The organism is Clostridium nigeriense (assembly GCF_900086595.1).
Lineage (GTDB): Bacteria > Bacillota > Clostridia > Clostridiales > Clostridiaceae > Clostridium > Clostridium nigeriense.
In genome coordinates this window covers 1517471-1542905 of the sequence record NZ_LT575472.1, presented here as the reverse complement: position 1 = coordinate 1542905, position 25435 = coordinate 1517471, and the positions used below count along the sequence as shown (strand labels likewise).

The 25435-nt window shown below is 26.0% G+C and carries 28 protein-coding genes and 1 other annotated feature (1 of these 29 only partly in view); of the genes, 7 read left to right on the top strand and 21 right to left on the bottom strand.

Annotated elements, in window-relative coordinates:
* The first annotated feature begins 215 nt into the window (after nucleotides 1-215).
* Nucleotides 216-1037: a hypothetical protein gene (locus BN6774_RS07295; protein ID WP_066891924.1), complete on the top strand. Its 822-nt coding sequence runs from the start codon at nucleotides 216-218 to the stop codon at nucleotides 1035-1037.
* 274 nt (nucleotides 1038-1311) lie between these two features.
* Nucleotides 1312-2052: a metalloprotease family protein gene (locus BN6774_RS07290; protein ID WP_066891920.1), complete on the top strand. Its 741-nt coding sequence runs from the start codon at nucleotides 1312-1314 to the stop codon at nucleotides 2050-2052.
* 137 nt (nucleotides 2053-2189) lie between these two features.
* Here BN6774_RS07290 and BN6774_RS07285 read toward each other — a convergent pair whose 3' ends face one another.
* The 10 genes from BN6774_RS07285 to BN6774_RS07245 form a co-directional block, all read right to left on the bottom strand.
* Nucleotides 2190-3179 (bottom strand): DUF4179 domain-containing protein, encoded by a 990-nt coding sequence (locus BN6774_RS07285; protein WP_066891917.1) that lies wholly within the window; start codon nucleotides 3177-3179, stop codon nucleotides 2190-2192.
* Nucleotides 3172-3738, bottom strand: coding sequence for a sigma-70 family RNA polymerase sigma factor (locus BN6774_RS07280; protein WP_066891915.1), 567 nt, complete (start codon nucleotides 3736-3738; stop codon nucleotides 3172-3174). Before BN6774_RS07280 ends, BN6774_RS07285 begins: the two co-directional genes overlap by 8 nt.
* A gap of 219 nt (nucleotides 3739-3957) precedes the next feature.
* On the bottom strand, nucleotides 3958-4977 hold the full coding sequence (locus BN6774_RS07275) for a sensor histidine kinase (protein ID WP_066891912.1): 1020 nt from the start codon (nucleotides 4975-4977) through the stop codon (nucleotides 3958-3960).
* Nucleotides 4974-5648 carry a response regulator transcription factor gene (locus BN6774_RS07270; protein ID WP_066891909.1) on the bottom strand — a complete coding sequence of 225 codons (675 nt, stop codon included), beginning with the start codon at nucleotides 5646-5648 and terminating at the stop codon, nucleotides 4974-4976. The genes BN6774_RS07275 and BN6774_RS07270 overlap by 4 nt, the downstream gene beginning before the upstream one ends.
* Nucleotides 5649-5792: 144 nt before the next feature.
* Nucleotides 5793-6311, bottom strand: coding sequence for a transcription elongation factor GreAB (locus tag BN6774_RS07265; RefSeq protein ID WP_066891906.1), 519 nt, complete (start codon nucleotides 6309-6311; stop codon nucleotides 5793-5795).
* Nucleotides 6312-6361: 50 nt separating this feature from the next.
* Entirely contained in the window at nucleotides 6362-6493 is a 132-nt protein-coding gene (locus BN6774_RS18945) for a hypothetical protein (RefSeq protein ID WP_268873158.1), read from the bottom strand.
* 17 nt (nucleotides 6494-6510) lie between these two features.
* Nucleotides 6511-7317: a class I SAM-dependent methyltransferase gene (locus BN6774_RS07260; RefSeq protein WP_066891903.1), complete on the bottom strand. Its 807-nt coding sequence runs from the start codon at nucleotides 7315-7317 to the stop codon at nucleotides 6511-6513.
* Between the two features lie 156 nt (nucleotides 7318-7473).
* Complete coding sequence (locus tag BN6774_RS07255; protein ID WP_066891900.1) at nucleotides 7474-7926, bottom strand: hypothetical protein; 453 nt, start codon at nucleotides 7924-7926, stop codon at nucleotides 7474-7476.
* Between the two features lie 29 nt (nucleotides 7927-7955).
* Entirely contained in the window at nucleotides 7956-8459 is a 504-nt protein-coding gene (locus BN6774_RS07250) for a GNAT family N-acetyltransferase (protein WP_207644569.1), read from the bottom strand.
* Between the two features lie 74 nt (nucleotides 8460-8533).
* On the bottom strand, nucleotides 8534-8725 hold the full coding sequence (locus BN6774_RS07245; protein WP_066891897.1) for a hypothetical protein: 192 nt from the start codon (nucleotides 8723-8725) through the stop codon (nucleotides 8534-8536).
* Between the two features lie 345 nt (nucleotides 8726-9070).
* Between BN6774_RS07245 and BN6774_RS18940 the strand changes: the two genes are divergently transcribed.
* Nucleotides 9071-9202 (top strand): hypothetical protein, encoded by a 132-nt coding sequence (locus tag BN6774_RS18940; RefSeq protein WP_268873131.1) that lies wholly within the window; start codon nucleotides 9071-9073, stop codon nucleotides 9200-9202.
* Between the two features lie 49 nt (nucleotides 9203-9251).
* On the opposite strand, the gene BN6774_RS07240 is transcribed toward BN6774_RS18940, so the two are convergent.
* Nucleotides 9252-10016 carry a hypothetical protein gene (locus tag BN6774_RS07240; RefSeq protein ID WP_066891892.1) on the bottom strand — a complete coding sequence of 255 codons (765 nt, stop codon included), beginning with the start codon at nucleotides 10014-10016 and terminating at the stop codon, nucleotides 9252-9254.
* A gap of 352 nt (nucleotides 10017-10368) precedes the next feature.
* Here BN6774_RS07240 and BN6774_RS07235 point away from each other — a divergent pair, with 352 nt between their 5' ends.
* A complete protein-coding gene (locus tag BN6774_RS07235) occupies nucleotides 10369-10782 on the top strand; it encodes an EamA family transporter (RefSeq protein ID WP_066896513.1) in 414 nt (137 codons plus the stop codon).
* A 44-nt stretch (nucleotides 10783-10826) separates the two neighbouring features.
* On the opposite strand, the gene BN6774_RS07230 is transcribed toward BN6774_RS07235, so the two are convergent.
* The 6 genes from BN6774_RS07230 to BN6774_RS07205 all read right to left on the bottom strand — a co-directional run bounded on the left by BN6774_RS07230 (nucleotide 10827) and on the right by BN6774_RS07205 (nucleotide 17806).
* A complete protein-coding gene (locus BN6774_RS07230; protein ID WP_084766935.1) occupies nucleotides 10827-11234 on the bottom strand; it encodes a secondary thiamine-phosphate synthase enzyme YjbQ in 408 nt (135 codons plus the stop codon).
* Between the two features lie 23 nt (nucleotides 11235-11257).
* Nucleotides 11258-11470 carry a hypothetical protein gene (locus BN6774_RS07225; protein ID WP_066891888.1) on the bottom strand — a complete coding sequence of 71 codons (213 nt, stop codon included), beginning with the start codon at nucleotides 11468-11470 and terminating at the stop codon, nucleotides 11258-11260.
* Between the two features lie 30 nt (nucleotides 11471-11500).
* Complete coding sequence (locus tag BN6774_RS07220) at nucleotides 11501-13651, bottom strand: YhgE/Pip domain-containing protein (protein WP_066891885.1); 2151 nt, start codon at nucleotides 13649-13651, stop codon at nucleotides 11501-11503.
* A gap of 12 nt (nucleotides 13652-13663) precedes the next feature.
* Nucleotides 13664-15814 carry a YhgE/Pip domain-containing protein gene (locus BN6774_RS07215; RefSeq protein ID WP_066891882.1) on the bottom strand — a complete coding sequence of 717 codons (2151 nt, stop codon included), beginning with the start codon at nucleotides 15812-15814 and terminating at the stop codon, nucleotides 13664-13666.
* A gap of 118 nt (nucleotides 15815-15932) precedes the next feature.
* Nucleotides 15933-17132, bottom strand: a complete 1200-nt coding sequence (locus BN6774_RS07210; RefSeq protein ID WP_066891879.1) for a sensor histidine kinase — start codon at nucleotides 17130-17132, stop codon at nucleotides 15933-15935.
* A 2-nt stretch (nucleotides 17133-17134) separates the two neighbouring features.
* The gene (locus tag BN6774_RS07205; protein WP_066891876.1) at nucleotides 17135-17806 is read right to left on the bottom strand and encodes a response regulator transcription factor; all 672 of its coding nucleotides are present in this window, start codon (nucleotides 17804-17806) and stop codon (nucleotides 17135-17137) included.
* Nucleotides 17807-18162: 356 nt separating this feature from the next.
* Here BN6774_RS07205 and BN6774_RS07200 point away from each other — a divergent pair, with 356 nt between their 5' ends.
* The 3 genes from BN6774_RS07200 to BN6774_RS07190 are packed head-to-tail and all read left to right on the top strand — an operon-like array spanning nucleotide 18163 to nucleotide 21830.
* Complete coding sequence (locus BN6774_RS07200; RefSeq protein WP_066891873.1) at nucleotides 18163-18846, top strand: polyphosphate polymerase domain-containing protein; 684 nt, start codon at nucleotides 18163-18165, stop codon at nucleotides 18844-18846.
* Between the two features lie 23 nt (nucleotides 18847-18869).
* Complete coding sequence (locus tag BN6774_RS07195; protein ID WP_066891870.1) at nucleotides 18870-19544, top strand: DUF4956 domain-containing protein; 675 nt, start codon at nucleotides 18870-18872, stop codon at nucleotides 19542-19544.
* Nucleotides 19545-19565: 21 nt separating this feature from the next.
* Complete coding sequence (locus tag BN6774_RS07190; protein WP_084766933.1) at nucleotides 19566-21830, top strand: CotH kinase family protein; 2265 nt, start codon at nucleotides 19566-19568, stop codon at nucleotides 21828-21830.
* Nucleotides 21831-21859: 29 nt separating this feature from the next.
* Here BN6774_RS07190 and BN6774_RS07185 read toward each other — a convergent pair whose 3' ends face one another.
* The 4 genes from BN6774_RS07185 to trpS form a co-directional block, all read right to left on the bottom strand.
* A complete protein-coding gene (locus BN6774_RS07185; RefSeq protein WP_066891867.1) occupies nucleotides 21860-22606 on the bottom strand; it encodes an ABC transporter permease in 747 nt (248 codons plus the stop codon).
* Nucleotides 22599-23297 carry an ABC transporter ATP-binding protein gene (locus BN6774_RS07180; RefSeq protein WP_066891865.1) on the bottom strand — a complete coding sequence of 233 codons (699 nt, stop codon included), beginning with the start codon at nucleotides 23295-23297 and terminating at the stop codon, nucleotides 22599-22601. Before BN6774_RS07180 ends, BN6774_RS07185 begins: the two co-directional genes overlap by 8 nt.
* A gap of 1 nt (nucleotide 23298) precedes the next feature.
* Nucleotides 23299-24225, bottom strand: coding sequence for an ABC transporter substrate-binding protein (locus BN6774_RS07175; protein ID WP_066891862.1), 927 nt, complete (start codon nucleotides 24223-24225; stop codon nucleotides 23299-23301).
* Between the two features lie 76 nt (nucleotides 24226-24301).
* A complete protein-coding gene (trpS, locus tag BN6774_RS07170; RefSeq protein WP_066891860.1) occupies nucleotides 24302-25318 on the bottom strand; it encodes a tryptophan--tRNA ligase in 1017 nt (338 codons plus the stop codon).
* 47 nt (nucleotides 25319-25365) lie between these two features.
* Nucleotides 25366-25435 (bottom strand) — a binding site (T-box leader) (it continues 179 nt past the right edge of the window).

Below are 25435 nucleotides of genomic sequence, written 5' to 3'. Positions count from 1 at the left end.
CAGTTTTGTAATATAAGATATTTCCATTTGTTTATAATTATAATGCTTGCTTTAAATAAATAAAAGGAACCATTACTTTCTTTAATAAAATTTATATTTAATCTAAAATTTACTAGTTATAGTAGATTTATTTTAATATTGCATTAAAATAAATCTAGGAGTATCTTTTTAATAGACCTAATATACTACTTTAAAAAGGAGATGTGATATATACAATGAATAAAAGGCTAACTTTAAAATTAATATTATTATTATCTTTATCACTTATCTCATGTGGGAAAAAAGATATTATTTCTAAATCTAATAATGAAACTCAAGATACTAACCATCCTGAATTATTTAGTGTTGCAGGAGAAGGACTTAATAAAGTACCTGGAATTTGTGAATATTCTTTACATGAAATTAATATTACTCCAATAATTAAACCTTCAATTATTACTAAAAACTCTTCCTACTATGATGTGGAAACTGCTGATAATATTTATATAGATGTAATTCTTGATGTATATAGTTTGGATAATGAAGCTAAACTGGCTGACGATATAATAACTACAAAAATAAAAATCAAAAATAATGAGTATTCTTGTTTTTCTCTTGTAGAGAGTACTGATGGATTAGATTTAGAAAAATATGCTTCAATAAACCCACTAGAAACAAGAAAAATTCATTACGTAGCCGAAATACCTATAGCCGACTCCACTACTGGTGAATTAGAGATTATATTAACTATAAACGGAAAGGATTTTAGTAATAAATTTAGTTTAGACAGTCTTCAAAGTTCACTAAAAGAAAATACACAACAAAACACTCAACCAGACGTAAAACAAGGCTTAACTGAAGAAGAATACTATATGATAATAAAAGAAGCTAAACAACGTCAACAGGATTATATTGATTCTATTGATGACCCTAAAGTTAAACAATCAGTACAAACCTCATATTCTGCTGCTATTGCAGAATCAACAGCATTATATATAAAATATCCAGAAGATACTGATACTATAGATGCAGCTCTAAAGAGAGTTCTTAATGATTAATATAAAAAAGGTACTATTTCGTAACTTAGGCTATGAAATAGTACCTTCTTCATCATGTCTTAATTGTATATTATTTAAACATCTTTAGTTAGATTTTTTATAATGATCCTTTTCGTAAAATCAATCATAAGTATCATCCCCTAAATTTTATATTATACAAAGTTATATAACATAAAATTACCTGATTTCATTAAAAAATTGGACTAAAATATAATATTGTTATAAAATTTAATTTGACAATTAATTCAATTTATAATAAGGAAGTGATTAGTTTATGAAAACTGAAAATATATTATTAAAGACGTTAGTAGATTTATCCTGGTTTATTGGTGTTATAGTTATAATTGGACTAATACTTGGTTTTTTAAGAAATAAATCTATGAATAACTACCAACAAAAGTTTGGTAGAAAAGCTATTTATATTACAGGTATCCTTGGAGTTCCAATTCATGAACTTAGCCACCTTATTATAGCTAAAATCTTTGGACATAAAATTAAAGAAGTTAAGTTCTTTCGAGCTAATAATGGAGATGGAACTTTAGGCTATGTTAATCACTCATATAATCCTAAGAATATATATCATCAAATCGGAAACTTCTTTATAGGTATAGCACCTATTCTATGTGGAAGCTTACTAATAATTCTGCTACTTAAAATATTTATTCCAACTTCTTTAGAATCTACAAATGATTTATTAAGTATTAATGGTTTATTTATATTTTTAAAAAATATATTTTCATTATCAAATTTTAAAAGACCAGAATTTTATTTATTTTTATATATAGTATTTAGTATATGCTCTCATATTTCTTTAAGTAAAGCAGATATTAAAGGAGCATCTATAGGTATTATATTTATCTTCTTAATATTATTGATATTTAATATACTTAATTTAAACTTATTATCTTATTTAAATATGATTAAATATAATTTACTTTTAACTAATGTATTAATAACTTCAGTAATATTTTCCTCACTAAATCTATTAATTAGCTTTTTATTAAAGAAAATTTAGTTAAAAAATACCGTATATTCACCTCTGTAATATTACGGTATTTTATTTATTGCTTATCTCTATGATTTTTATTAGTATTATCTACGTAATATTATCTTTATTCTTCCATTAATTTCATTAACTCTTCGTTAATAAAATCATTTTATATTAACTTCCTTTTCAAGTAATAACTCACCTTTAGAAGAATTGCAGTAGATACTAATTATTAATTCATTACCTTCCAAATTAATATTATTAAATACAGTTTCAGATGAGGTTTCACCCCACTTTCCTTCTTTTGGATTAATGGTATTTCCATATTTATCAGCAACTCTTACATCATATGAACCAGGGTCTGTTCCATCTTGATGCAAAGTTGTTACATTTAATTCAAAAGGAGTTATAATAACCTCTCCAATACCAAATCCATCATTATTAGTAGAGTTTATTTCAATCTTCTTAGATAAGTTTTCTTCTCTATTTATTTTAGCTTTAAATCCCCAATCTCCTACTCTCATCAATTCAGCTCTATCATCACCAACCTTAGGAAAACATCTAAATAAGTTGATTAATATTTCAAACTCAAAAGACTCTGGTATTGGAGTTTTTAATGAACTTAAATTGTATTTTTGCACACCTTTAAATGTATTATCATCTGTAAAAATACCTATAAGACCAGATAGCCCTGAGTAATCTGGCTTCTCATCTGTGAAACTTAACTTTTCATTGTGTTCATATAAGAGTTGTTTTTCATTAATTTCTATTTCTTTTGTTTTAAAAGGAGTATCACTTTTTACAATATATGATGCATATAAATATTTACCATCAAATATAACATCTTCTAGTGTTACCTCAACACCATTATTCTTTATTGATTCATTTACAGTTGCATAATTAACACCTTTCCCACCATTGATTAATCTATCCTGCAACTGCTCAAATAATTTTTCTAATGGTGGTATTACACTTGCAATAGTTGGCTTAGTGACTCCTAAGATAATAAAACAAGTTAATCCAGCCACTATTATCGTTGAAATCTTCTTAGTTCTTTTTTTATTTTTCAATTTATATGCATTTTTAAATGAATCTTCTATAAATCCATCTATATTTTTAGGTATTTTTATATTATTAAAACCTTTTTTATTCATTTAAATAATCCTCCTTTAATATCTTCTTTAATGAAGCTTTTGCTCTAGTAAGATATGTTTTAACTGTATTTTCAGGAAGATTCATTATTTCAGAAATATCCTTAATCTTCATATCATTGAAATACTTCATTATTATTACAGTTTTATAATTATCTTTAAGCAAATCAACTGCATTATATAAATCTATTTTTTCTTCTACGGAAATACCTACAATATATTCTATAACATTATGTTCTTCTCTTAATTGTTCCGTTTTAGAATTTCTTCTGTTCATATCAATAGCTACGTTTATTAATACTCTAGTTATCCAAGTTTTAAAATAACTTGGATTTTTTAGTTTATGAATACTAAAAACTCCTTTTACTATTGTTTCTTGCAGTATTTCTAACGCCTTTTCCTCATCTTTTACATACATATATGCTATTTTATATAAATCAACTTTATATTTTTTAAAAATGCAAATAAAAGAGTTCTTCTCTCCATTTATAGCTTTTTTTACAAGCATATTTTCATCAAAAATAGTGGTTACATTATTCTTTACATTTAGAATATTATCCATATTTCCCTCCTTAGCATTGATGCTTTCACTTATTAGACTTTTCAAAACTCATAAATGTTTCAAAATTTTTACTTTTATTTATATTCAATAAATAATTTTCTTGTAATCACTAGTGATATAAATATGTATTTCTAAGGACAATAAAAAAATAGAGCCGGATGGCTCCATTTATTTGTTATTACGTTACCAGTTCCTATTTTATTATGTATCTTTAAATTCTTATTCAAATATCATCATTTTATTTATGGGAAATATTATTGCTATTCTTGTTCCTTTATTAATTTCTGATTCTACATTAATTCCTAATCCAAGTTTTTGCGTTAATTTTTTGCATAGATATAATCCAATTCCTGTAGACTTTCCAAATCTACGTCCATTTTCACCTGTATATCCTTTTTCAAAAGCTTTAATTACATCCTTTTCATTCATTCCAATTCCATTATCCTCTATATAAAGAACTATATTTTCCCCAATATTTCTTGTATAGAATTTAATTTTATTTTCTAGCTTTTTATTATCAACATACTTAATTGAGTTAGATATTATTTGATTTATAATAAATTCTAACCACTTATTATCTGTATAAACTATTTTTTCCGTATCTAAGATTTCAATTTTAATTTTTTTCTCAATTAATACCTTGGAGTTTCTTCTTATTACTTTATTTACTACTGATTTTAAATCAAGCTCCTTAATAATATAGTCTTTTTCTAAGGTATTGCTTCTTGCATAAAACAATGCCTGCTCAATATAGCTTTCAACCTTACTTAGATCTTCTCCAATGCTTTCAGTTAATTCTGATTTATTATTTTCTATTAAGAGCTTACTACTTGCAATTGGTGTCTTTATCTCATGAACCCAAAGCTCAATATATTCCCTATACTCTTTATTGTTTATTCTTAGATAAGAGATATCGTCTTTCATAGATTTAGTTGTTTCATTAATAATATAGTATAAAATTTTACTTTCTAAAAAACTTCCCTCATCAATTACATCAGAAATTAAGTATTTTTTATCTAAAGCCCCTAAATTATTAATTAATTCATTATAATATTTTTTTCTATTAAAATAATCATAAATATGATAAATTAAGATGCCTATGAAATTTATTAAAAATATAAATACAATTGCATAAAAATCTACTTTTAAAGCTAAGAGTAAAATTGAAGTAAATACTAATATCATTAAGCTAATAATTATAAATAATATTCTTTCTTTTAAAAAATCCATCAACTTCATATTAGAATATAACCTTGCCCTCTCTTAGTTTTCAGAAAATCTACTGCACCTATTTCTTCCAATTTTTTTCTAAGTCTATTGATATTTACAGTTAATGTATTGTCATCAATAAAATCATCTGACTCCCATAATGACTCTATAATTTCATTTCTAGATACTATCTTTTCTTTGTTTTTCATAAGTACATATAAAATTTTACTTTCATTTTTACTTAATTCTATTTTATTTCTATTATAATCTACTTCACTTTTAGATAAGTTAAGTTGAAGATTCTTGTATTCGAGAATTTCTGATTCATGATTATTATAAGTTCTTCTTAATAATGATGATATCCTTGCTAAAAGAATTTGTGTATTATAAGGTTTTGTTATAAAATCATCAGCTCCTAAATTCATACTCATAAGCTCATCAACTTCACTATCTCTACTAGTCACCACTATTATAGGTACTGAACTTATCTTCCTTATTTCTCTACAAATATAATACCCATCAAAATAAGGTAAGTTAATGTCTAATAAAATTAAATGATATTTTTCCCGTAAAACTTCATCTATAATATGTTCAAAATCTAATGAATATGTGGTTTCATAACCATATCTATTTAGAAATGTACATAATTCATTTCTTATTTTATTGTCATCTTCTATAATGAAAATCTTTTTTGTATCCATTTTCCCACCTTCTAAAGCTTTATTTTATTAAATTATATAATACTTTTTAATACTTTCAAAATCTAATTATGAATATCAATATTTCACAAAATAATAAACAAAAATACCGCATTTAATTATTAATAATACGGTATTTATATAAATTTAAATTTTACTTATTTCCGAAATGGTAGTAAAAACCCTAGAGTATACATCTTTAATATTTTTTTCATTCTTTATGTCATTATATAATCCATATCCATAAGTTTTAAAAGTTTCATCGCCATTAAATACTAATCCAGTAATATAATATTTAGAATTACCATTAGGAATATCTTCATATGATAAATTTTCAATAGTATATGGAATATGGCCCTTTTCATTTTCTATAAAAAAGAATGGGATACTAGCATTTTTATAAATATTAATATATTTTTTATTAGCTGCTTCTTCTAAATTGTCCTTAGTAATAAAAATAGCATCATACTTTTCTAAAGTATCGTTACTTTGCATATCTGAAAACCCTATTTCTTTAAACTCTATATTATTTTCTCTTATCTTAGGTATTTCCCCTATAATTGCAATACTCAAAGGTTTACCATTATATTCTTTTAAATTTATAGAATTACACCCTATAAGTCCAAAAAAGCTTGCTATAATTAATAAAGCTATAGTTTTTTTCATATATTCCCTCCATCCTTATAGATATATTTTTACTTATATTTTAATAAATCCTAGGAGTTTTTATTTATATAAATTTTTAAAGCTTTTATTGCAAGTATCAGTACATATATTCCTAATCCTAAAATTGTAACTAAAATTGCAATATTTATGATTGACCACATAGATATAAATAACATTTTCATAACACATCTCCTTTTATTTACTTTACTCCAATTCTCATATGGTAGCAGAAGTCTATTTCAAATTTTTTTTCTCTAAAAATATCATTAATTTTCTCTTTAAAAGATTTTAAATAAGGATTGATTTCTTCTATATTTGATTTAATTATAGCTTGTAACCCGCCTTGACTTAACGCAATTGAAATAAATCTATTAGCATCACACATTTCTATATTTGAAAATACTATTTCTCTCACATATCTAAACTTATTACTATTTTTTATATTCATCAGATGATCTTCTTTATCCCATTTGATAGATTTACTTTTTAACTCTAGATTCATTGATTCAATTTTATTTACCTTTTTAAAAAGCTTATTGTATTCAAGTTCAGCCTCCCAATTAAATACTGGTGGCCAATCACAATCATAGATTGCAAAAACTCCTCCACTTTTTAATATCCTTGCCACTTCATTAAGAGTAGTTTCTGGATTCATCCAGTGAAATGATTGAGAGCATGTAACAACATCTACAGAATCACTCTCTAAACCAGTATCATCTGAAAAAGCAGAAATAAATTTTACATTCTTTAAATTCTCCAATTTTTTCATTGCTACTTTAATCATATCTGCACTTGGTTCTATCCCAATAACATTCTCACATATATCATTCCAAATTATTGTAGAGAGTCCAGTTCCGCATCCTATATCTACAACAAAATCAGGATTCTTTTGTAAATATTTTATTATTATTTCTTTAGCCTTTTTAGGACACTTAGGTCGTGCACCATCATATATATCAGCAAATCCAAGAAATCTATCTGCGTTAATCTGTAAATTTTCTTTCATAAATACACTCTCCCCTAAAAGTTTTTCGACTAATCTACTATTTAACAAACTTATTGTAACATATTTTCCATTATAATCCTATTTAAAGCCCCAAAAAATACTGCATATCATATTTTAATACGCAGCATATAAGTTGCTCTTATTTTATATTGTTTATTAAAATCTCGAATTATCATAATTATATGAAATACTTGTACCTACTACTACATCTTCAATTTTATTGATAATTATCCAATCATCCATATTACTTTGACGATCAAATTCTAAAGGAGTTATCTCTTCTAAATCTTCAAACTCTACTAAACACAAACACTTTTTATGCCATCTTTGCTTTTGCTTTTCTGTTAATTGTAGTTTATTATTATTATTTTCAATATTTTGAGTTATTTCTTCATCATTTAACTTAACGAAGTTTTGAACATCAGATACTACTGCTTTAGCAGTTATTCTCTTAGACCCTTTTTCCATAAAATATAACATCTCATCCTTAAATACCCTGCTATGTGGAATTTTTCTACCGGCTGCTCCCCTAATAACCATAGTTTTGCTTCCATCTAAAATTTTTGATAATTCCTTAGTTTTATCATCGCAATAAACCAAATGTACCATTCTCTCTACCCTTTTTTTAAAAATTATTTTTACAATTCTCTACAATACATAACCTCAATAGCATCACAGAATTTTTTCGATTTATCATTTAAAACAAACCTATGATTTTCATAAAATTTACGAGCCCTATTATTTTCTTTAAATACCCATAACATTACTTTTTTAAATCCAGCTTGTTTTATTTCATTCAATATATACTCCATCATCATTGAACCATATCCCTTTCCCCAGTTAGAAGATAAACTATGTATACAGATTATTTCTGCATAATCCTTAAATTCATCATCTCTACACTTATCCCAATACGCTATACAATGTGGATTCCCATCAATAGATAAAATAAACCCATTTCCAATATTTTCACTAAGTATCATGCTATACATTTCTTTTGCCCTATTAATATCTGCATATTTTTTCATATCTTCATGAGATATAATTGTACTAAATGCTTCCCTCCATGCTTCTGTTTGTATATGAGCTAATATATTTTCATCCCCTATTTTCACCTTACGTATATTAATATTATTCTTCACCTATATTCTCCTTATAAACTTTTTTTTATTATTATACTATTTGGTCTCCAAATTTCTACTCTTATATTTACTACTTAATTTCTTATATAAGCCTCATAGATACAAATACCAAATCCTGTTATTAATAACAAAGTTAATGTAACTATAATAACACTTGTTATATCTGTTGATAATGTCCAATATCCTATTGATGCAGTAATAGGAAATAATAGTAAACCTAGTAGTCCCCCAATAAAAAGTAAACAACCAAAGATAAACTTTTTCATATATTCCCCCCCTTGCATATATACTTTTATCAATTATGCTAATGAAAAAAGAATAGAATTAAATATATTATAAGCCAAAAGTGATGATTGCTATTAATAATATAAATGGTAATATAAATTTTTTCAATTTCATTACTTTCACCCTAAATTAATAAATATATTTTTAAAGTATTCATATTACTTCTCTTTAGCAACAATGTAGCCTTTTATAACTAACTTGTAATATTATACAATTATAACTTAATTATGCACTAAATAATCTGCTATGAAAAGTTAAATACTTAAATATTTTTTTATAATTGGGACAGTCTAAATATTGATATCTATATTAAGGAGGAATTCTAAATGAAAACTAATGGATCTAAAAATAATATTAATCCAAATTCACCAAAATATAATGAGAAAATACGTAATAAAGCCATAGAAAAAACTCCTACTGGAGAAAATGAACCTTCTGTAAATACTACTTATAAATAAAAGTAAAAGTATAAAATACCGTTTATATAATAAACGGTATTTTATACTTTTACCCTATTAATCTACTTACCATTTCATTGGCTCCCTGTGCTATTGGTACTATATTTTTAACAAAGGAAATTGTAGTATTAATACTTGTAAATAGACTTAAAATCCTTTTAATATTTTCTCTAAATCCCCTATTCTTAGAGGCTTCTTCGCAAACTTTTTTATTAAGCATTATACTCCCTAATCCTTGTTCAATAGAAAACTTCAATCCATCTATACCATATATCTTATATTCATCTATTTTATAATATAAATCTCTAAGTACATTGTTAAGAAATGATTTTAGATCTTCATTTATTTCTAATTCTATTAATTCTTCTATTAAAATTTCTATCTTATCTTTAAATTTAATTAGATTTTCTTCCTCAATATTTCTATATTGATTACATACATCTAAGGCTAAAGCTAATCCATTAATAGATATCAATATTTCCTTTGTAATTATAATATCTAATTTGTGTATATCATCTTCTAACCCTATTGCCATAATTCTTTTTTCAAAATTAGTCAAAGATATAATAAGCTCTTCCTTTGAACTACTTTCAACTTTGCTAATTTGTTTTTTTATATTTTCTATTATTTCAATAATTTGAAGTATAGCTTTAAATATTTTTTCATCATCATTTATATCTATATCAAGCACTCGAGCAAGAACTGATGCTACAGATCTAAATCTACCTTGCTTGTTAGTATGATTAATACAAAACTCTTTTGATTCACTTAAAATTTCGTATAGTCTAACTGCCGGATTAGTTGATAATACCATACTATCCCCTCCATAATATTTGTTACAGTTATTCCCTCTATACTATAAGTTTGTCTCGTACTTTTTTTATATATTTTTTTATTAATTAAATATTATTACATTATAAATAATATTTAATTCTATCTTTAATATATATAATGCTTAAAATATATAATATATGCATATTTTTTTGATTTATTAAAATAAAATTTTAGTTTCTACTATAATAATACTTAGTTGACATCTATAACTCCAAAATTTTCCTCACCTTTTCTAATTCTTAACTATATTATATAATAATATTAAAATTACACTATATAGATGGAGGATATTTATATTGTTAGAAAAATTTAAATTAAAAGGAGTTATTCATATGTGGGTTATCTACGCTTTATTATCAGCTTTTTTTGCTGCCTTTACTTCTATTTTAGCTAAAATAGGTATTGAAAACATAAATTCAAATCTTGCTACTGCAATACGTACTGTTGTTGTTTTAGTAATGGCATGGGGAATTGTATTAATAAATGGTAGTATAAATCAAATTAGCAATATAAGCCAAAAAAGTTGGTTATTTTTAATTTTATCAGGTATTGCTACAGGACTTTCTTGGTTATTTTACTATAAAGCCTTGCAAATTGGAGAAGCTTCTAAAGTAGTTCCTATAGACAAATTTAGTGTTGTTATAACTATGATTTTAGCCTTCGTTATATTAAAAGAAGCAGCTAGCGTAAAAACAGTTATAGGTGGCATATTCATTACTATTGGAACATTTATAATGATTCTATAAAAAAACTCAGCTAAAGCTGAGTTTTTTTATTATCAATTATTAAACTATCCTTCTACTATTTTAACATAAAAGCTTCTTTTTCTAGGTCCATCAAATTCACAGAAATATATATCTTGCCATCTTCCAAGAATCAACTTCCCTTCATTTATTATCAAACTTTGTGAAGCTCCCATAGTCGAAGACTTCATATGAGCATGGGAGTTTCCTTCAAAATGTCTATAATTTTTATCATGTGTAGGATATACATTTTCAAATCCATAGACCAAATCTCTAACCACATCTGGATCTGCATTTTCATTTATAGTAATTCCTGCTGTTGTATGAGGACAATAAATTACTGCTATTCCATCCTTAACTCCTGAATTTCTAATATCTTCTTTTATTATTTCTGTAATATTAATCATTGTTTGTCTATCATTTATAGATAGACTATGTTTAAATGGCTTTAACACCACTTCACCACCTTATAACTTATTTAACTTTCTACAACATTCTTTATTATATCTCTTATTTCAGTTAATGATAAGTCTAAAGTTTCAATGCCTCCAATATCACATTCAGCTGTACTCTTTATACTATTTAATATTCTTGCATATAATTGTTTCTTATTATCAAATTTTTCATTATCTTCAACTATATATTTATAAATTAACTTTGCTTCTTTTTCTATATACTCTCTCTCACTCATAAATATTCTCCATTATCTTATTTTATATATTTATAAATCTGATTCCTCAAATTTATGCTCCATAAAGTGAGTTATCTTATGCAATGGTTTCTTTAAAACTGAAAGAATACCAAAAATCATACAGTAAATTAATAATGCTCTAACACTTATCCACACATTATTCCAAACTGGCCCTGATATAGCTTCTCTAAAACTATTTATTGAATAAGTAAATGGCCAAAGTGGATATAAAATACCAAATATCTCTGGGTTTGTTTGAATAGGATATATTCCTCCTGCACCTGCTATTTGAAATACCATTATTATAACAGCTATAGCCTTCCCCACATTACCTAAAATAGAAACTAAAGTGAATATTATTATTGTAAAAGTAATTGAAGTTAACATTGCTAGTCCAAATAATAAAGGCACATTATAGACAGGGACCTTAAGAAGTAACCAATCTCCCAAAACTATTATAAATGATTGAATTAAACTTATGCTTAAAAACAATAACATTTTCCCAAAATGCCTTTGAATCATATTAGGTTGCTTTCCTTCATCAAAGTCCTCACAATTTGTTGTAAGTAATGCCCCAGCTAAAAGAGCTCCTACCCAAATTGCTAAAACTGAATAGAATGGAGTAAGTCCTACACCAAATATTCCTTCCCCGTACACATCAACTTGTTTAACATTTATAGGTGATGATATAAAATCAGCTATTTCACTAGAATCTTTTGTAAGTAACTCTATTATTTGATTTAAACTATCATCATTTAAATTTTCTAACTTTGAATCCAGATCTGAAATATTTTTTTGAATATCAGCTATCTTATTACTTAGCTCCTCTGCATCTTCAATAGCTTCATTACTTGATGCAATTCCATAGTTCGCCAATGCATTTAATTGAGGAACTATTATTTTTGAAGTTTCAAGTATAGAGTTTAAGGCATCTAAATTATTAGAATATTCATCTGAAATGTTACTAATAACATTACTGCTGTTTTTATAGTAGTTATTTGAAATAGTAACAATATTATTCATTACTTCATCATTAACCTTAATTATTGCATCTATTTTTTTAGTTAATTCTTCATCTACTGTACCATTATTCACTAATTTTTTTAGTTCAATAATAGAATCTTTTTGATTGTATAAAATATCATTTAATTTACTTAATTCATCTACTAATTTATTTAGATTTTCATTATTTAAATGTTCATTAATTTCATTTATTTCTTTAATTGATATATCAACTATGCTTTGCATTTCATTTATATAGTTGTAAGCTTCATCTAAATTTTTATTTATTTCATCTTTAGTTGCAGATGATAACTTAATATTTGTTAATGAATTATCTATTTTTTTAGATAAAGATTGAAGTTCTATTATATTACTATTTATATCATTATTTATAGTATTTAAATTGTTCTTATTTTCATTTACCAAAGTTTTACTTGAGCTTGCTGCTTTTTGTAAATCATTTATTTGCTCAGTAATAATAGGTAAATCATTCTTTATACTATAAATATATTCTTTTAAACTCTCTGAATTTTCAGCTGAAGTATTAATAAAATCTTGTATACTTGCTAAATCCGTTTTTGCTGTAGTAACTACATCTTTTATAGCTAATACCTTTGAACGATTATTATCTAAATGTAATCCTAACTTATTTAGCTCATTAAAGGCTTCCTCATTTACTGTTTCTACAAAATTTAATTTTATTTCCTTTGTTAATTTATCCTTAGCCACATTAGTTATTTTTGTTGCTATTGCATTTGCTTTTTCATTTACCTTATATATTATATTGGGCTTTTTAGGATTACTAGTTGTTAAACTTACTAACCCATTTGAGAAATTTTGTGGTATTTCTATTATTGCATAATATGTTCCTTGATTTAAAGCATTATTTGCTTGCCATTCATCTATTATTTCCCACTTTATAGACTTATTTTCTTTTAAATTTTCTATAACCTGGTCTCCTACATTTATTTCCTTTGAATTTACTACTGCTCCTTCATCTTTATTTACTACCGCAACCGGTAAATTGCCTGTATTAGCATATGGATCCCAACATGCTAATATATTTATCCAAGCATATAAAGAAGGAATAATACAAAGACCTATAACTATAATTAGTGCTGCATAATTTTTTTTAATTTTAAATAAATCTCTTTTAAATATTTTAAATAACATCTTCATAATATAACCTCACTATTCTCCTATTCCAGACTCGTGGAATTTCTTCTCAAATCTTTTTACTACGCTCTTTAATCTTGGCTTAAATACAAAGCCTAACATTACATATAGAATTGAGAATAGTACTAAAATACTTATATCTAAAATCACACTACTTATAAGCGGACCTGCAATGGCTTCTCTAAATCCACCTACAGCATAAGTAAATGGGAAAAATGGTTGTAAAATTCTAAATATAAGTGGATCTACTTGTATTGGATAACTCCCACCACAACCAGCTAATTGAACTATCATAAAAACAATATTTATAGCTTTTCCAACATTTCCAAGTAAAGATACATTTGTAAAAATAATTATAGAAAATGTTACAGCTGATAGCACTGAAAAAATCACCATTAAAACTGGAGACACAGAATATACTTTTAATAAAAGTATATTTCCTAAAGCTATTATAAGACCTTGTATTGCTGCTAATAATACAAAAGTAAACATCTTTCCAAAATGCTTTTCTCTTATATTTGGCTCATCTCCCCAATCAATTTTAGGAGTTTCAGTTTTTAATATTGAAGTTAGTATTAACCCTCCAACCCATATTGCTAAAACAGAATATATAGGAGCCATAGCTGAACCATAATTAGGTACGGAATATACCTCTACTTCTTTAATATTAAATGGATCTGCAATAAAATTTGAAATTAAATCTGGATTACTTTGTAATATTGCAAGAATACTCTTTAAGTCCTCATTATTTACCTTAGATAATTCTTCACCTAAGCTTTTAATATCCTCTCTATAGTATTCTAATTCTTCTAAAAGATTTCCCGATACCTGAGATGCAAGTCCACTTCCTTGCTCTGCTGTATTTAATAAATTTGTTATACCATCAACAGATTTTTGAGAATGATCCAAAAGCTCATATGCTTTTTTAGTGGCATTTATCAAATTATTATTTATATCATTTAAAATAGGAATTGTTCCACTTTCAAAGCTATTTTGAAGATTTTCAATATTATTAGAAATATGTTTTAAATTTTCCTTTAGCTCATTTATTACTTCCTCATTTTCTTTATTTTCGTTAGAATAATTATTCCAAATTGATTCAATTAAACTTTCTTGCTTACTAATATCACTTTGCAATACTTTTAAATCAGAAATATTATTCGCTATATTTTCATTTGGCTTTTCTTTATTTACAGATTCTAAGTAATTTATATTAGAAGTTGTTGAATTATTTATAAAAGTCAATGTGTTTTTAGCCTCACTGATTTGACTATTAATTTCAACATTACTTTTGTTATCCTTTAAACTGTCTAAAATTGATATAATTTTGTCCACACTAATTTTACTTTGACTTAAATTTTCATTTAATATAGAAACTGAATTAGTAAAACTATCAGTTGTAGACTTTATTAAATTTTCTGCATTTTTGATTATGGACTCATCTGTAGACATTCCGCTTGTTAATAATGGTAATGTTGATTTAACTTCCTTTAAATAATTATTTAGATTTCCAGAATTTGAATTTACTCCATCTAAAATATCTATAACAGAATCTATTTCTTTAGATGCAGTTATTACGAGATCCTTAAGCTTTATAATGTCAACTTTATTTTTATCAATTTTTTCTTCATAACCATCAATTTTATCAAAAACCTTTTTATTTACAGTTTCAATAAAATTTGATGTAACTTCATCAATTAAGGTCTCTTCTGCAACACCTGCTATTTTTCCTGCAACAGGATTTGCCTTAGTATCTAATTTATAAATTATCTCAGCCTTCTTACTCCTGTCCGTTGTTATACTAACTAAATCTTCAGAAAAGCTTTCTGGAATTTCTATAGATGCAAAATAAGTACCATCTACTACTCCAGAATCGGCATTCTCTTTACTTACAAATTTCCATCCTATATTTTTATTGTTTTTAAGTTCCTCAATAATCTCTTGTCCAACATTTAGTTCTTCTCCCAAAACTTCTGTGCCTTTATCACTATTAACAACTGCTATAGGAATTGTACTTGTATTTCCATATGGATCCCAACATGCCTTTATATTTACCCAAGCATATAAGGCTGGTATAACACATACACCAGCCACAATGATTAAGGCTATTGGATTTTTTACAATACTTTTTAAATCTCTCTTGAATACCTTGATTATATTTTTCATACTGCCTCTTTCCTTTTGCTACTTATACTTTTACATTTTGACTGACTAGTACAATTTTAACTCCACAGTATAAAAAATTCAACAAAGATTATTAATTATTTTAGCCTTTAAAAAGCTATTAAATATTAAATTCTATTATAAACGTAGTATCTTTCCCAATATTGCTTTCCGCATATATTTTCCCTTTATGACTATCTACTATTGATTTAGCTATAGATAATCCAAGACCATATCCTCCTGTTTCTCTTGCTCTTGATGAGTCCACTCTATAAAATCTTTCAAATATTTTTTCTAAATCTTCTTTTTTAATTCCTTCTCCTGTATTTTTAATCTTAAGCTTTATTTTATTTTTTTCCTGTTGTAAATTAACATTAATCTTGCCACTTTTATTAGTATACTTAATAGCATTATCTAATAATATTATAACTACCTTTTTTATACTCTCCTTATCACCCTTTAATGAAACATTTTCTGAAATATTAGATTCTAATTCTATTCTATTCTCAAAAATAACAGCTTCAAAGGTTAATAAAATACTGTTTAATAATTTACTTAAATCAAAATCTTTAAATTCTTGAAGTTCTCTATTTGTATCAAGCTTTGCTAATGATAGCATTTCATCTAATAATTCTGTCATTCTTCCTATTTGATTATTAATATAATTAAGCCACTTACTTTGACTTTCCACAGTGGCCCCTTTATTAGATAATACTAATGAAGTATTGGTTCTTATAATGGCAAGTGGGGTTTTAAGTTCATGAGAAGCATCTGCTATAAATTGTTTTTGCTTTTCAAAAGTTTCCTTTATTGGCTTTATAGTTTTATTAGTTAAATAAATACTTATTAAAAGCAATAAAATAAGACTTATACTTCCAATAAATATAAATACCTTTAGAAGATTATTTAATACATCTATTTGTGGTTGCCTACTCATAAGCACTATTTTTAATCCTTTTGCAGTATATTCCTTTAAATACCCATAACTACTTCCCTCTAACTTAACTTTATCATATTTTTTTCCATTCTTTATTATTTCATATATAGTATCTTTAAGTACATCTTCATCAACTTCCATAAAGGTTGTAACTTTTGCAATATTATAATCAGAATCTAAATCAATACTTATACTACTACTCATCATTGGTAAATCTGGTGCTGGTTTTTTTTGATTATATATAATCCCCCGTAATTCGTGTTCTAAGTCTCTATCCATACTTATAGTCGTAAAAATATATATACTTCCAAAAATCAGTATAAAAACTACTGTTAATAAAGACATATTTATTAATATAAATTTTTTCTTTAACTTATCAAACAAAGTTAATCCTCCATTCTATAACCGACACCTCTTATTGTAACTATATTTACCTTTGATTTTAAATAAGATAATTTTTTTCTAATAAAAGAAATGTAAACCTCTATATTGTTATATTCTACTTCTGAATCAAACCCCCAAAGTTTAGTTATTAAATCATCTTTACTAACTACACATTTAGGTCTTTCCATAAAATATTTGATAATTTCAAACTCCTTTAATGTTAATCTAATACTTTCATCATTTACATCTAAATCATAAGTATTTATATTTAAACGTATGTCTCCATAAGTTAATATGTTATCATTAACAACAGTTCCTTTTCTTCTAGTTATGGACCTAAGCCTTGCTAGTAGCTCTTCAACTGCGAAAGGTTTAGTTAAATAATCATCTGCTCCTAAATCTAATCCAACAACTCTATCTTCTATTTGACTTTTTGCAGTCAGCATTATTACAGGAGTTAAAATTCCTTCTTTTCTTATCTTTTTTAATAAACTTAATCCATCTAGTTTAGGTAACATTATATCTAAAATTATAACATCATATATTCCTGTTAATGCATAATCAAGTCCATCTTCCCCATCGTAGACAGAATCAACAAAATATTTATTTTTAGTTAGTATTTGAAATAAAGCCTCTGAAAGCTCTTTCTCATCTTCAATTAAAAGTAGTTTCATTTAATTACCTCCATATAAACTATCTGAAACTGTTAATAAAACAGCCTAATAAAAAGATATAAAATTATTAATTAATAAAATTCTATCATAGAAACCTTAAAATAGAATTAAATTTAAAACAAAAATTAGAATAATAATCATTAAAATTACTCTACCCTTTATTAACTATATCTATTTTTCCATATATATTTTTGTATTGATGTAGTTTCCTTTATATTTTTACCAAAATTATTATCGCCAAATCTTAGCATTAAATTGTTTCACTTTTATGTCAGTTATAAAATTTAATTTTTTAAATTTAAGACTAATTTAAGCTTAATGAATTAATATTACTTTCGAACAGGAGGTGATAATTTATGGTAAAACCTAGACATGAAATAAAAGTTTTTATTACTCTATCTGACTATATATCTATAAAAAATAGATTGAAAAATTTCGCAACTCTAGATAAAAATGCAGGAGATAGTGGTATTTATCATATAAGAAGTTTATACTTTGATAATTTTAATGACAAAGCTCTAATGGAAAAAATAAGTGGTTTTAATAATAGAGAAAAATTTAGAATTAGATTTTATAATCACAATCACTCTTTTATTAGACTTGAAAAAAAAAGTAAATTAAATGGATTATGTTATAAATCTTCTGCTCCATTAACTAAAGAAGAATGTCAAAAAATATTAAATGGAGATATTAATTTTTTAAAAGATTCTAACAAAGATGTACTTAAAGAATTTTATTGTAAGTTAAAATATCAATGTCTTAAACCTAAAACTATAGTTGACTATACTAGAGAAGCCTATATATTTAATGCTGGAAATGTAAGGATAACAGTTGATCGTAATATAAAAAGTGGTTTATATTCTACGAATATATTTGATCCAAACTTACCAACATTAGGCTTAGTAAATGATAATCCTATAATTTTAGAAATTAAATATGATAATTTTCTCCCTGATATTATTAGGGATCTTGTACAAACCAATACACGTAGGCAAACTGCTGTTTCAAAATATGCAGCTTGTAGATTATTTACAGTATAATTTATATTTTGGAGGTAACAAAAATGACTTTTAATGATATTTTTAAATCTAGTTTTTTAGAAAAAACAACATCTTTTAATATGCTCGATATGGTTATTGCTCTTGCACTTGCTTTTGCAATAGGATTATTTATTTTCTTAGTTTATAAAAAAACTTTCAGAGGAGTTATGTATTCTGAAAATTTTGGTGTATCACTACTTGCAATGACTTTAGTTACAACTCTTATAATCTTAGCTGTAACTTCAAACGTTGTATTATCTCTTGGTATGGTTGGTGCTTTATCTATAGTAAGATTTAGATCTGCTGTTAAAGAACCTCTAGATATTGCTTTTGTTTTTTGGTCAGTTAGTATTGGTATAGTTCTTGGTGCTGGACTTATTCCTCTTGCTGTATTTGGATCTGTATTTATAGGAATTATAATGCTTGTATTTGTTAATAAGAAAAGTACAGATAATCCTTATATTTTAGTAATAAACTGTGAAGATGAACATAGTGAAAATTTAGTAATGAACAATATTAACAAATCAGTAAAGAAACATGTTATTAAATCAAAAACTGTATCAGGTAGTAATGGTATAGAGCTTACTGTTGAAATAAAATTAAAAGAAATGTCAACTAAATTTGTAAATGAAATTAATAAATTAGAAGGAGTTAATAATGTTGTTTTAGTAAGCTACAATGGTGACTATATGAGTTAACCCTTAAGGTGGTGTTATGAAATGATTTCAAATAAATATATAAATGCTATTATAGCTACAATAACAGCTATAGCTATACTTTTTACTTCTTTATTTTATATAAAATCTAAAAATATAACTATTAGCAATGCTACTTCTTCTAGTAACTTTAACTATGTTGATACTGTTTTCGATAAAGAAAACATAACTGAAATAGATATAGAAGTTGACGAGGATAATTGGAATTATCTTTTAGAAAATGCTACAGATGAAGAATATATAAACTCTAATATAACTGTAAACGGAACAAAATATTATAATGTAGGTATTAGAGCAAAAGGAAATTCAAGCCTTTCTACAGTTGCAAGTGACGACACTACTGATAGATTTAGCTTCAAAGTAAAATTTGATGAATATGTTGATGGACAAACAATGGATGGCTTAAGTAAAATAGCCTTAAATAATATTATTTCTGATGCTACTTATATGAAAGAATATCTATCTTATGACTTACTAGATAAAATGGGTGTTCCAACTCCAGCCTTTGCATTTACTAATATAACTCTTAATGGAGAAGAATGGGGATTATATTTTGCAGTTGAAGTAATTGAAGAAGAATTTATCGAAAGAAATTATGGTTCTTTATCAGGAAACCTATATAAACCTGAAGGTAATGAAATAGGTGGAAAGAAAGATAATAATGAAAATATGAAACCTAATATGGGTGAGATACCTAATGGAGATAATATTAATCCTCCTAATATGGGCAACATGCCTTCTGGAGATAACACTACTCCTCCTAATATAGGTAATATGCCTAATGGAGATAATGCTAATCCTCCTGACATGGGCAATATTCCTAATGGAGATAATGCTAATCCTCCTGACATAGGAAATATGCCTAATAGCGATAATACTAATCCTCCTGATATTAGTAATATAACTAATAACGATAATGCTAATACAAATGATAGCCAAACAAATAACAATACTCAAGAAAATCAAGCTAATAATAATGGCTTTAGAGGTGGTATGATGGGTGGAGGCGGAGGAATGGGTTCCTCCAACGGTGGAAGTTTAGTGTATACCGATGATAATAAAGAATCCTACTCAGATATATTTGATAATAATATATTTAAAACAACTACTGATTCAGATAAAGAAAAAGTTATTGAAATGATTAAAAATCTTAATGAAGGAACTAACTTAGAAGAATACCTTAATGTAGATGAGATCCTTAGATATTTTGCAGTAAATACTTTCCTTGTAAATTTAGATAGCTATGCTTCTAATATGAAACATAATTATTATCTTTATGAACGAGATGGTGTTTTTGAAATACTTCCTTGGGACTACAACCTATCCTTTGGAGGATTTACTATAGGAAGTGCTAGTAACGCTATAAACTTCCCGATAGATAGTCCTGTTACAGATACTACTGGAAATAGTCCTTTAATAGAAAAATTATTAGAAGTTGATGAATACAAAGAAACTTATCATAAATATCTTCAAGAAATTGTTGATTACGTTAATGATGGAACTTATGAAAATACAATTAATTCAGTAAATTCTCTTATATCTGAATATGTAAAAAATGATGCTACAGCATTCTATACTTATGAAGAATATGAAGCTTCACTTCCTGAATTAATAAACTTTGGAATTAATAGAGCAAAAAGTATAGCTGCCCAACTTGATGGAAGTCAACCTTCGACTAGCTATGGAACTATTGAAACTACTGTTAATCTAACAGCAATGGGTAGCCAAGGCGGTGGTGCTAGGGATAAAAATATGAATATGCAAAAGCCTAATGATATAAACAATATGGATGCACCTACTAGCTCTAGTATGGAAACTAGTGCAGATAATAATGGTGAAATTAATAATATAATTAATAATAATGAAGGTCCAATTCAACCTCCTAATAATAACAATCAGGAAGATAATCTACAGCAAAATCCCATGCAAAGACCTGCTAATAATAACAATGTAGATACAAATACTAGTGCTAGTATAGAAAATAGTACAAATAATAATGAAGAAATGCAAAATCCTAATACTAGTAATCAAGAATCTAATACACAACAAAATCAAATGCAAAAACCTAATAATGATAGTACAGTTAATACTAATCAAGCTAATATAGATAATAAACAAGAAAGACCTACTAATATCAATGATTTTTCTAATAATCAAATAAATATTAAAGGAAAAATATTTGAATTTTGCGGATACTTAGGCGTTATGTTATTCGGTATAGTTTTTGCACTTCTATTTAAAAGAAGAAAATTTAAATCTATAAAATAAAAGATTGGGACTGCTTTTAGCAGCCCCAATTATATCCATGAACATATTTTTTTCTCTAAAATATCTATAATCTTAAAAATTATCAATGACATTATACTAAGTGCAAGTACTCCAGCAAACATACCTTTATAATCAACCATAGCCCAAGAATTCATTATAAAATACCCAATTCCATATTTAGTTGCATAATTCTCACTAAAGAATAAAGCAGATATAGCAATACCAATACTTACTCTTAGTGCTGAAAATACTTTGGGTAAAATACTAGGCAATATAACCTTTGTTATTGTATCAAATTTATTAAATTTCATAACTTTCGCCGATATTAATATATCTTTATCTATTTCCTTTACTGCATCTCTTGTAACTATTAAAATTTGAAATACTATGATTGTTACCATAAGTATTATTTTTGATTTATCTCCTATACCAAACATAACCATAAAAATTGGAAGAAAGGCTATTTTAGGTATTGGATATAATAAATATATAGCAGGTGAAATTATTTTATCTACTAGGTTACTTCTTCCTAAAATAATTCCAATAGGAATACCTATTACTAATGAAATTAATATTGACCCTAGTATTCTATATAAACTATATAAAATATGATATAAAAAATCATTTTGTAATAATCTAACAAGCTCTATTATTGACATTTTAGGAGTAGGTACCATATTTGTTCCAATTATAGCACTTAAAATATACCATAATATTAATACTATAATTACTCCATAAAAGCTTTTTAATACTTTGATAAATATATTTTTAATCATAAAGCTTACCTCTTACTTCATTACATATCTCTATATATTCTTTTTTCATTCTAATATTCTTATCACCAAAATACTTATTAGAAATAATACTCTTTATATTTCCATCTTTCATAACTATTATTTCTTCGCCTAAAAATACAGCTTCTTCAATATTATGAGTTACTAAGATCATTGTAATTTTCTTTTTATTTTTTATATCTAAAAGTAGTTCTTGAATTTTCTCCTTATTAATTGAGTCTAAAGCTGATGTTGCTTCGTCTAACAATAAAATTTCTGGATTACTTATAATAGTTCTAGCTATTGCAACTCTTTGCTTCTGACCACCACTAAGTTCTTTAGGATATTTATTCTTAACCTCATTAAGATCTAATTCTTCAATTATATTATTTACTAATTTATTTTTTTCTTCTTTTGTAAGACTACTTTTATTTAAACCTAATAGTATGTTCTTATATACATTAAACCAATTAAAAAGCCCCAAATTTTGTAGTATTAGCGATGATTCCCCTTCTATTTCTAACTTCCCTTCATAATTAGAAATAATCCCTGCCATAGTATATAGCAGGGTTGTTTTTCCACATCCAGATTTACCTATAATAGCATAAGATTTTCCCTTTTCTATAGATAAATTTAAGTTTTCTATAGCAGTTTCATCCTTATATCTTACAGTTAAATTTTTAATTTTTATCATATTATTTTACAAACTGTCCTTCTAATAAATCTGCTGCTTTAACATTTAAATCTTTATTTAATGTTTTTTCAGTCCAGTCTATTATACTTTGTAAATATTCATCACTTGGAAGGGCAGTTTTTTTATATGTTGGTAAAACCATTATATCTTTAACATCAGGATTAGTGTTTGGTATTTTTTCTATTAGTATCTCCTTAGCAATTTCAGGATTCTTATTTATTTCATCTACAGCCTTATTGTATGCTTCATGGAATGCTTTTATTGTATTTGGCTTTTCAGATATAGCTTTACCTGTGAATACTAAACAATCTGGCGAATATTCATCATCCATTCCATAAATATTTTTAGTTAATCCTTGTAATTCCCCATTTGAAGCTACAGGTTCTGGGAATAAACTCATATCAACATCACCACTTTTTAAAGCAGCAAGTCTTGCAGGTATTTCATTAATAAATACCTTTTCTACATTATAGTCTTGTCCTAACCACTTATCTATTAAATAATTAGAAACGCTAACTTCCATCATTCCTACTTTAATATCTTTCTTTTCAGTAGCACCCTCATTTGCTAAAACTGGGAACATTCCATCTGTCATAGTTGTAGCTTTTATATCAAAGCCACCGTTTACATTTGTTGCAACTGCTATAAAATCTGTCATCGCACCATCTATTGAATAGCTTTGAAGAGCGCTTTGTCTATTTTGTGCATTGTTATAAATTTCTATTTCAACATTTATTCCTGCATCTTTAAAATATCCATTTTTCTCTGCAATAAGAATTGGAGCCGTATCAACAGCAGGCATTAAGCCTATTTTAAGTGTTGGATCTTCCTTAATTTCATCTACTTTATCTTTATTACCACAGCCAATCAAAAAAACTGAAAATATTGATAATAAAATTAATGATAATTTTTTATTTACAAATTTCATTTGTTAAACCTCCTACAATCTTTTCCTTTCTAATTATATTTAGTTACTACCTATTTTTCAACTATAAATACATATTTTAGTTAAAATAATTTATTCCTATAGCATTTCTAACTTCATCTAATGTATTAGTAGCTATATTTCTTGCTATTAGACTTCCTTCCCTTAATATTTCATATAGATAATCTTTATTTTTTTCAAAGTCATTGCGTCTTACTCTTATAGGTTTAAGTTCAGCTTGCAATATTTCATTTAAATATTTCTTTATTTTTACGTCTCCTAAGCCACCCCTTTTATAATGTTCCTTCATTTCATTTAACAGTATCTTATCTTTACAAAAAATTTCTAAATAAGTAAACACAACATTTCCTTCAATATTTCCTGGATCTTCAACTCTTATATGATTAGGATCAGTGTACATACTCATAATTTTCTTTCTTATTGTATCTTCATCATCTGATAAATAAATTGTGTTTCCTAATGATTTACTCATCTTACTTTTTCCATCTATTCCTGGAAGCCTTGCTGAAATTCCCTCTGGAATAATCGCTTTTGGCTCAATTAATATATTAGTCTTATAAATACTATTAAAACTTCTAACAATTTCCCTTGTTTGTTCTATCATAGGAAGTTGATCTTCTCCAACTGGAACTAACTCTGCTTTAAATGCTGTTATATCAGCAGCTTGACTAACTGGATAAATTAAAAACCCTGCTGGGATACTATTTTCAAATCCTCTTTCTTTAATTTCGTTTTTTACTGTTGGATTTCTCTCTAATCTAGATAAAGAAACTAAATTTAAATAATGCATAGTCAGCTCATTAAGCTCTGGTATTTGAGATTGAATAAATATATTAGATTTTTTAGGATCTATTCCTACCGCTAAATAATCTAATAAAACTTCTAATAAACTATTTCTAATTTTTTCTGGATTCCTTGCATTATCTGTTAATGCTTGAGTATCAGCAATCATTATATTCATATCGTAATCATTTGTATCTTGTAGTTTAACCCTATTAATCAAAGAACCTACATAATGCCCTATATGAAGTTTTCCTGTTGGCCTATCTCCTGTTAAAATAACTTCTTTTTTCATATTTAATCCTCCTGCTACTACATAAAATAAAAAACTTCGCCCTAAATTAATAGGACGAAGTATAATATCCGTGATACCACCTAAATTGCATAACCTTAAAGTTACACCACTCATTTT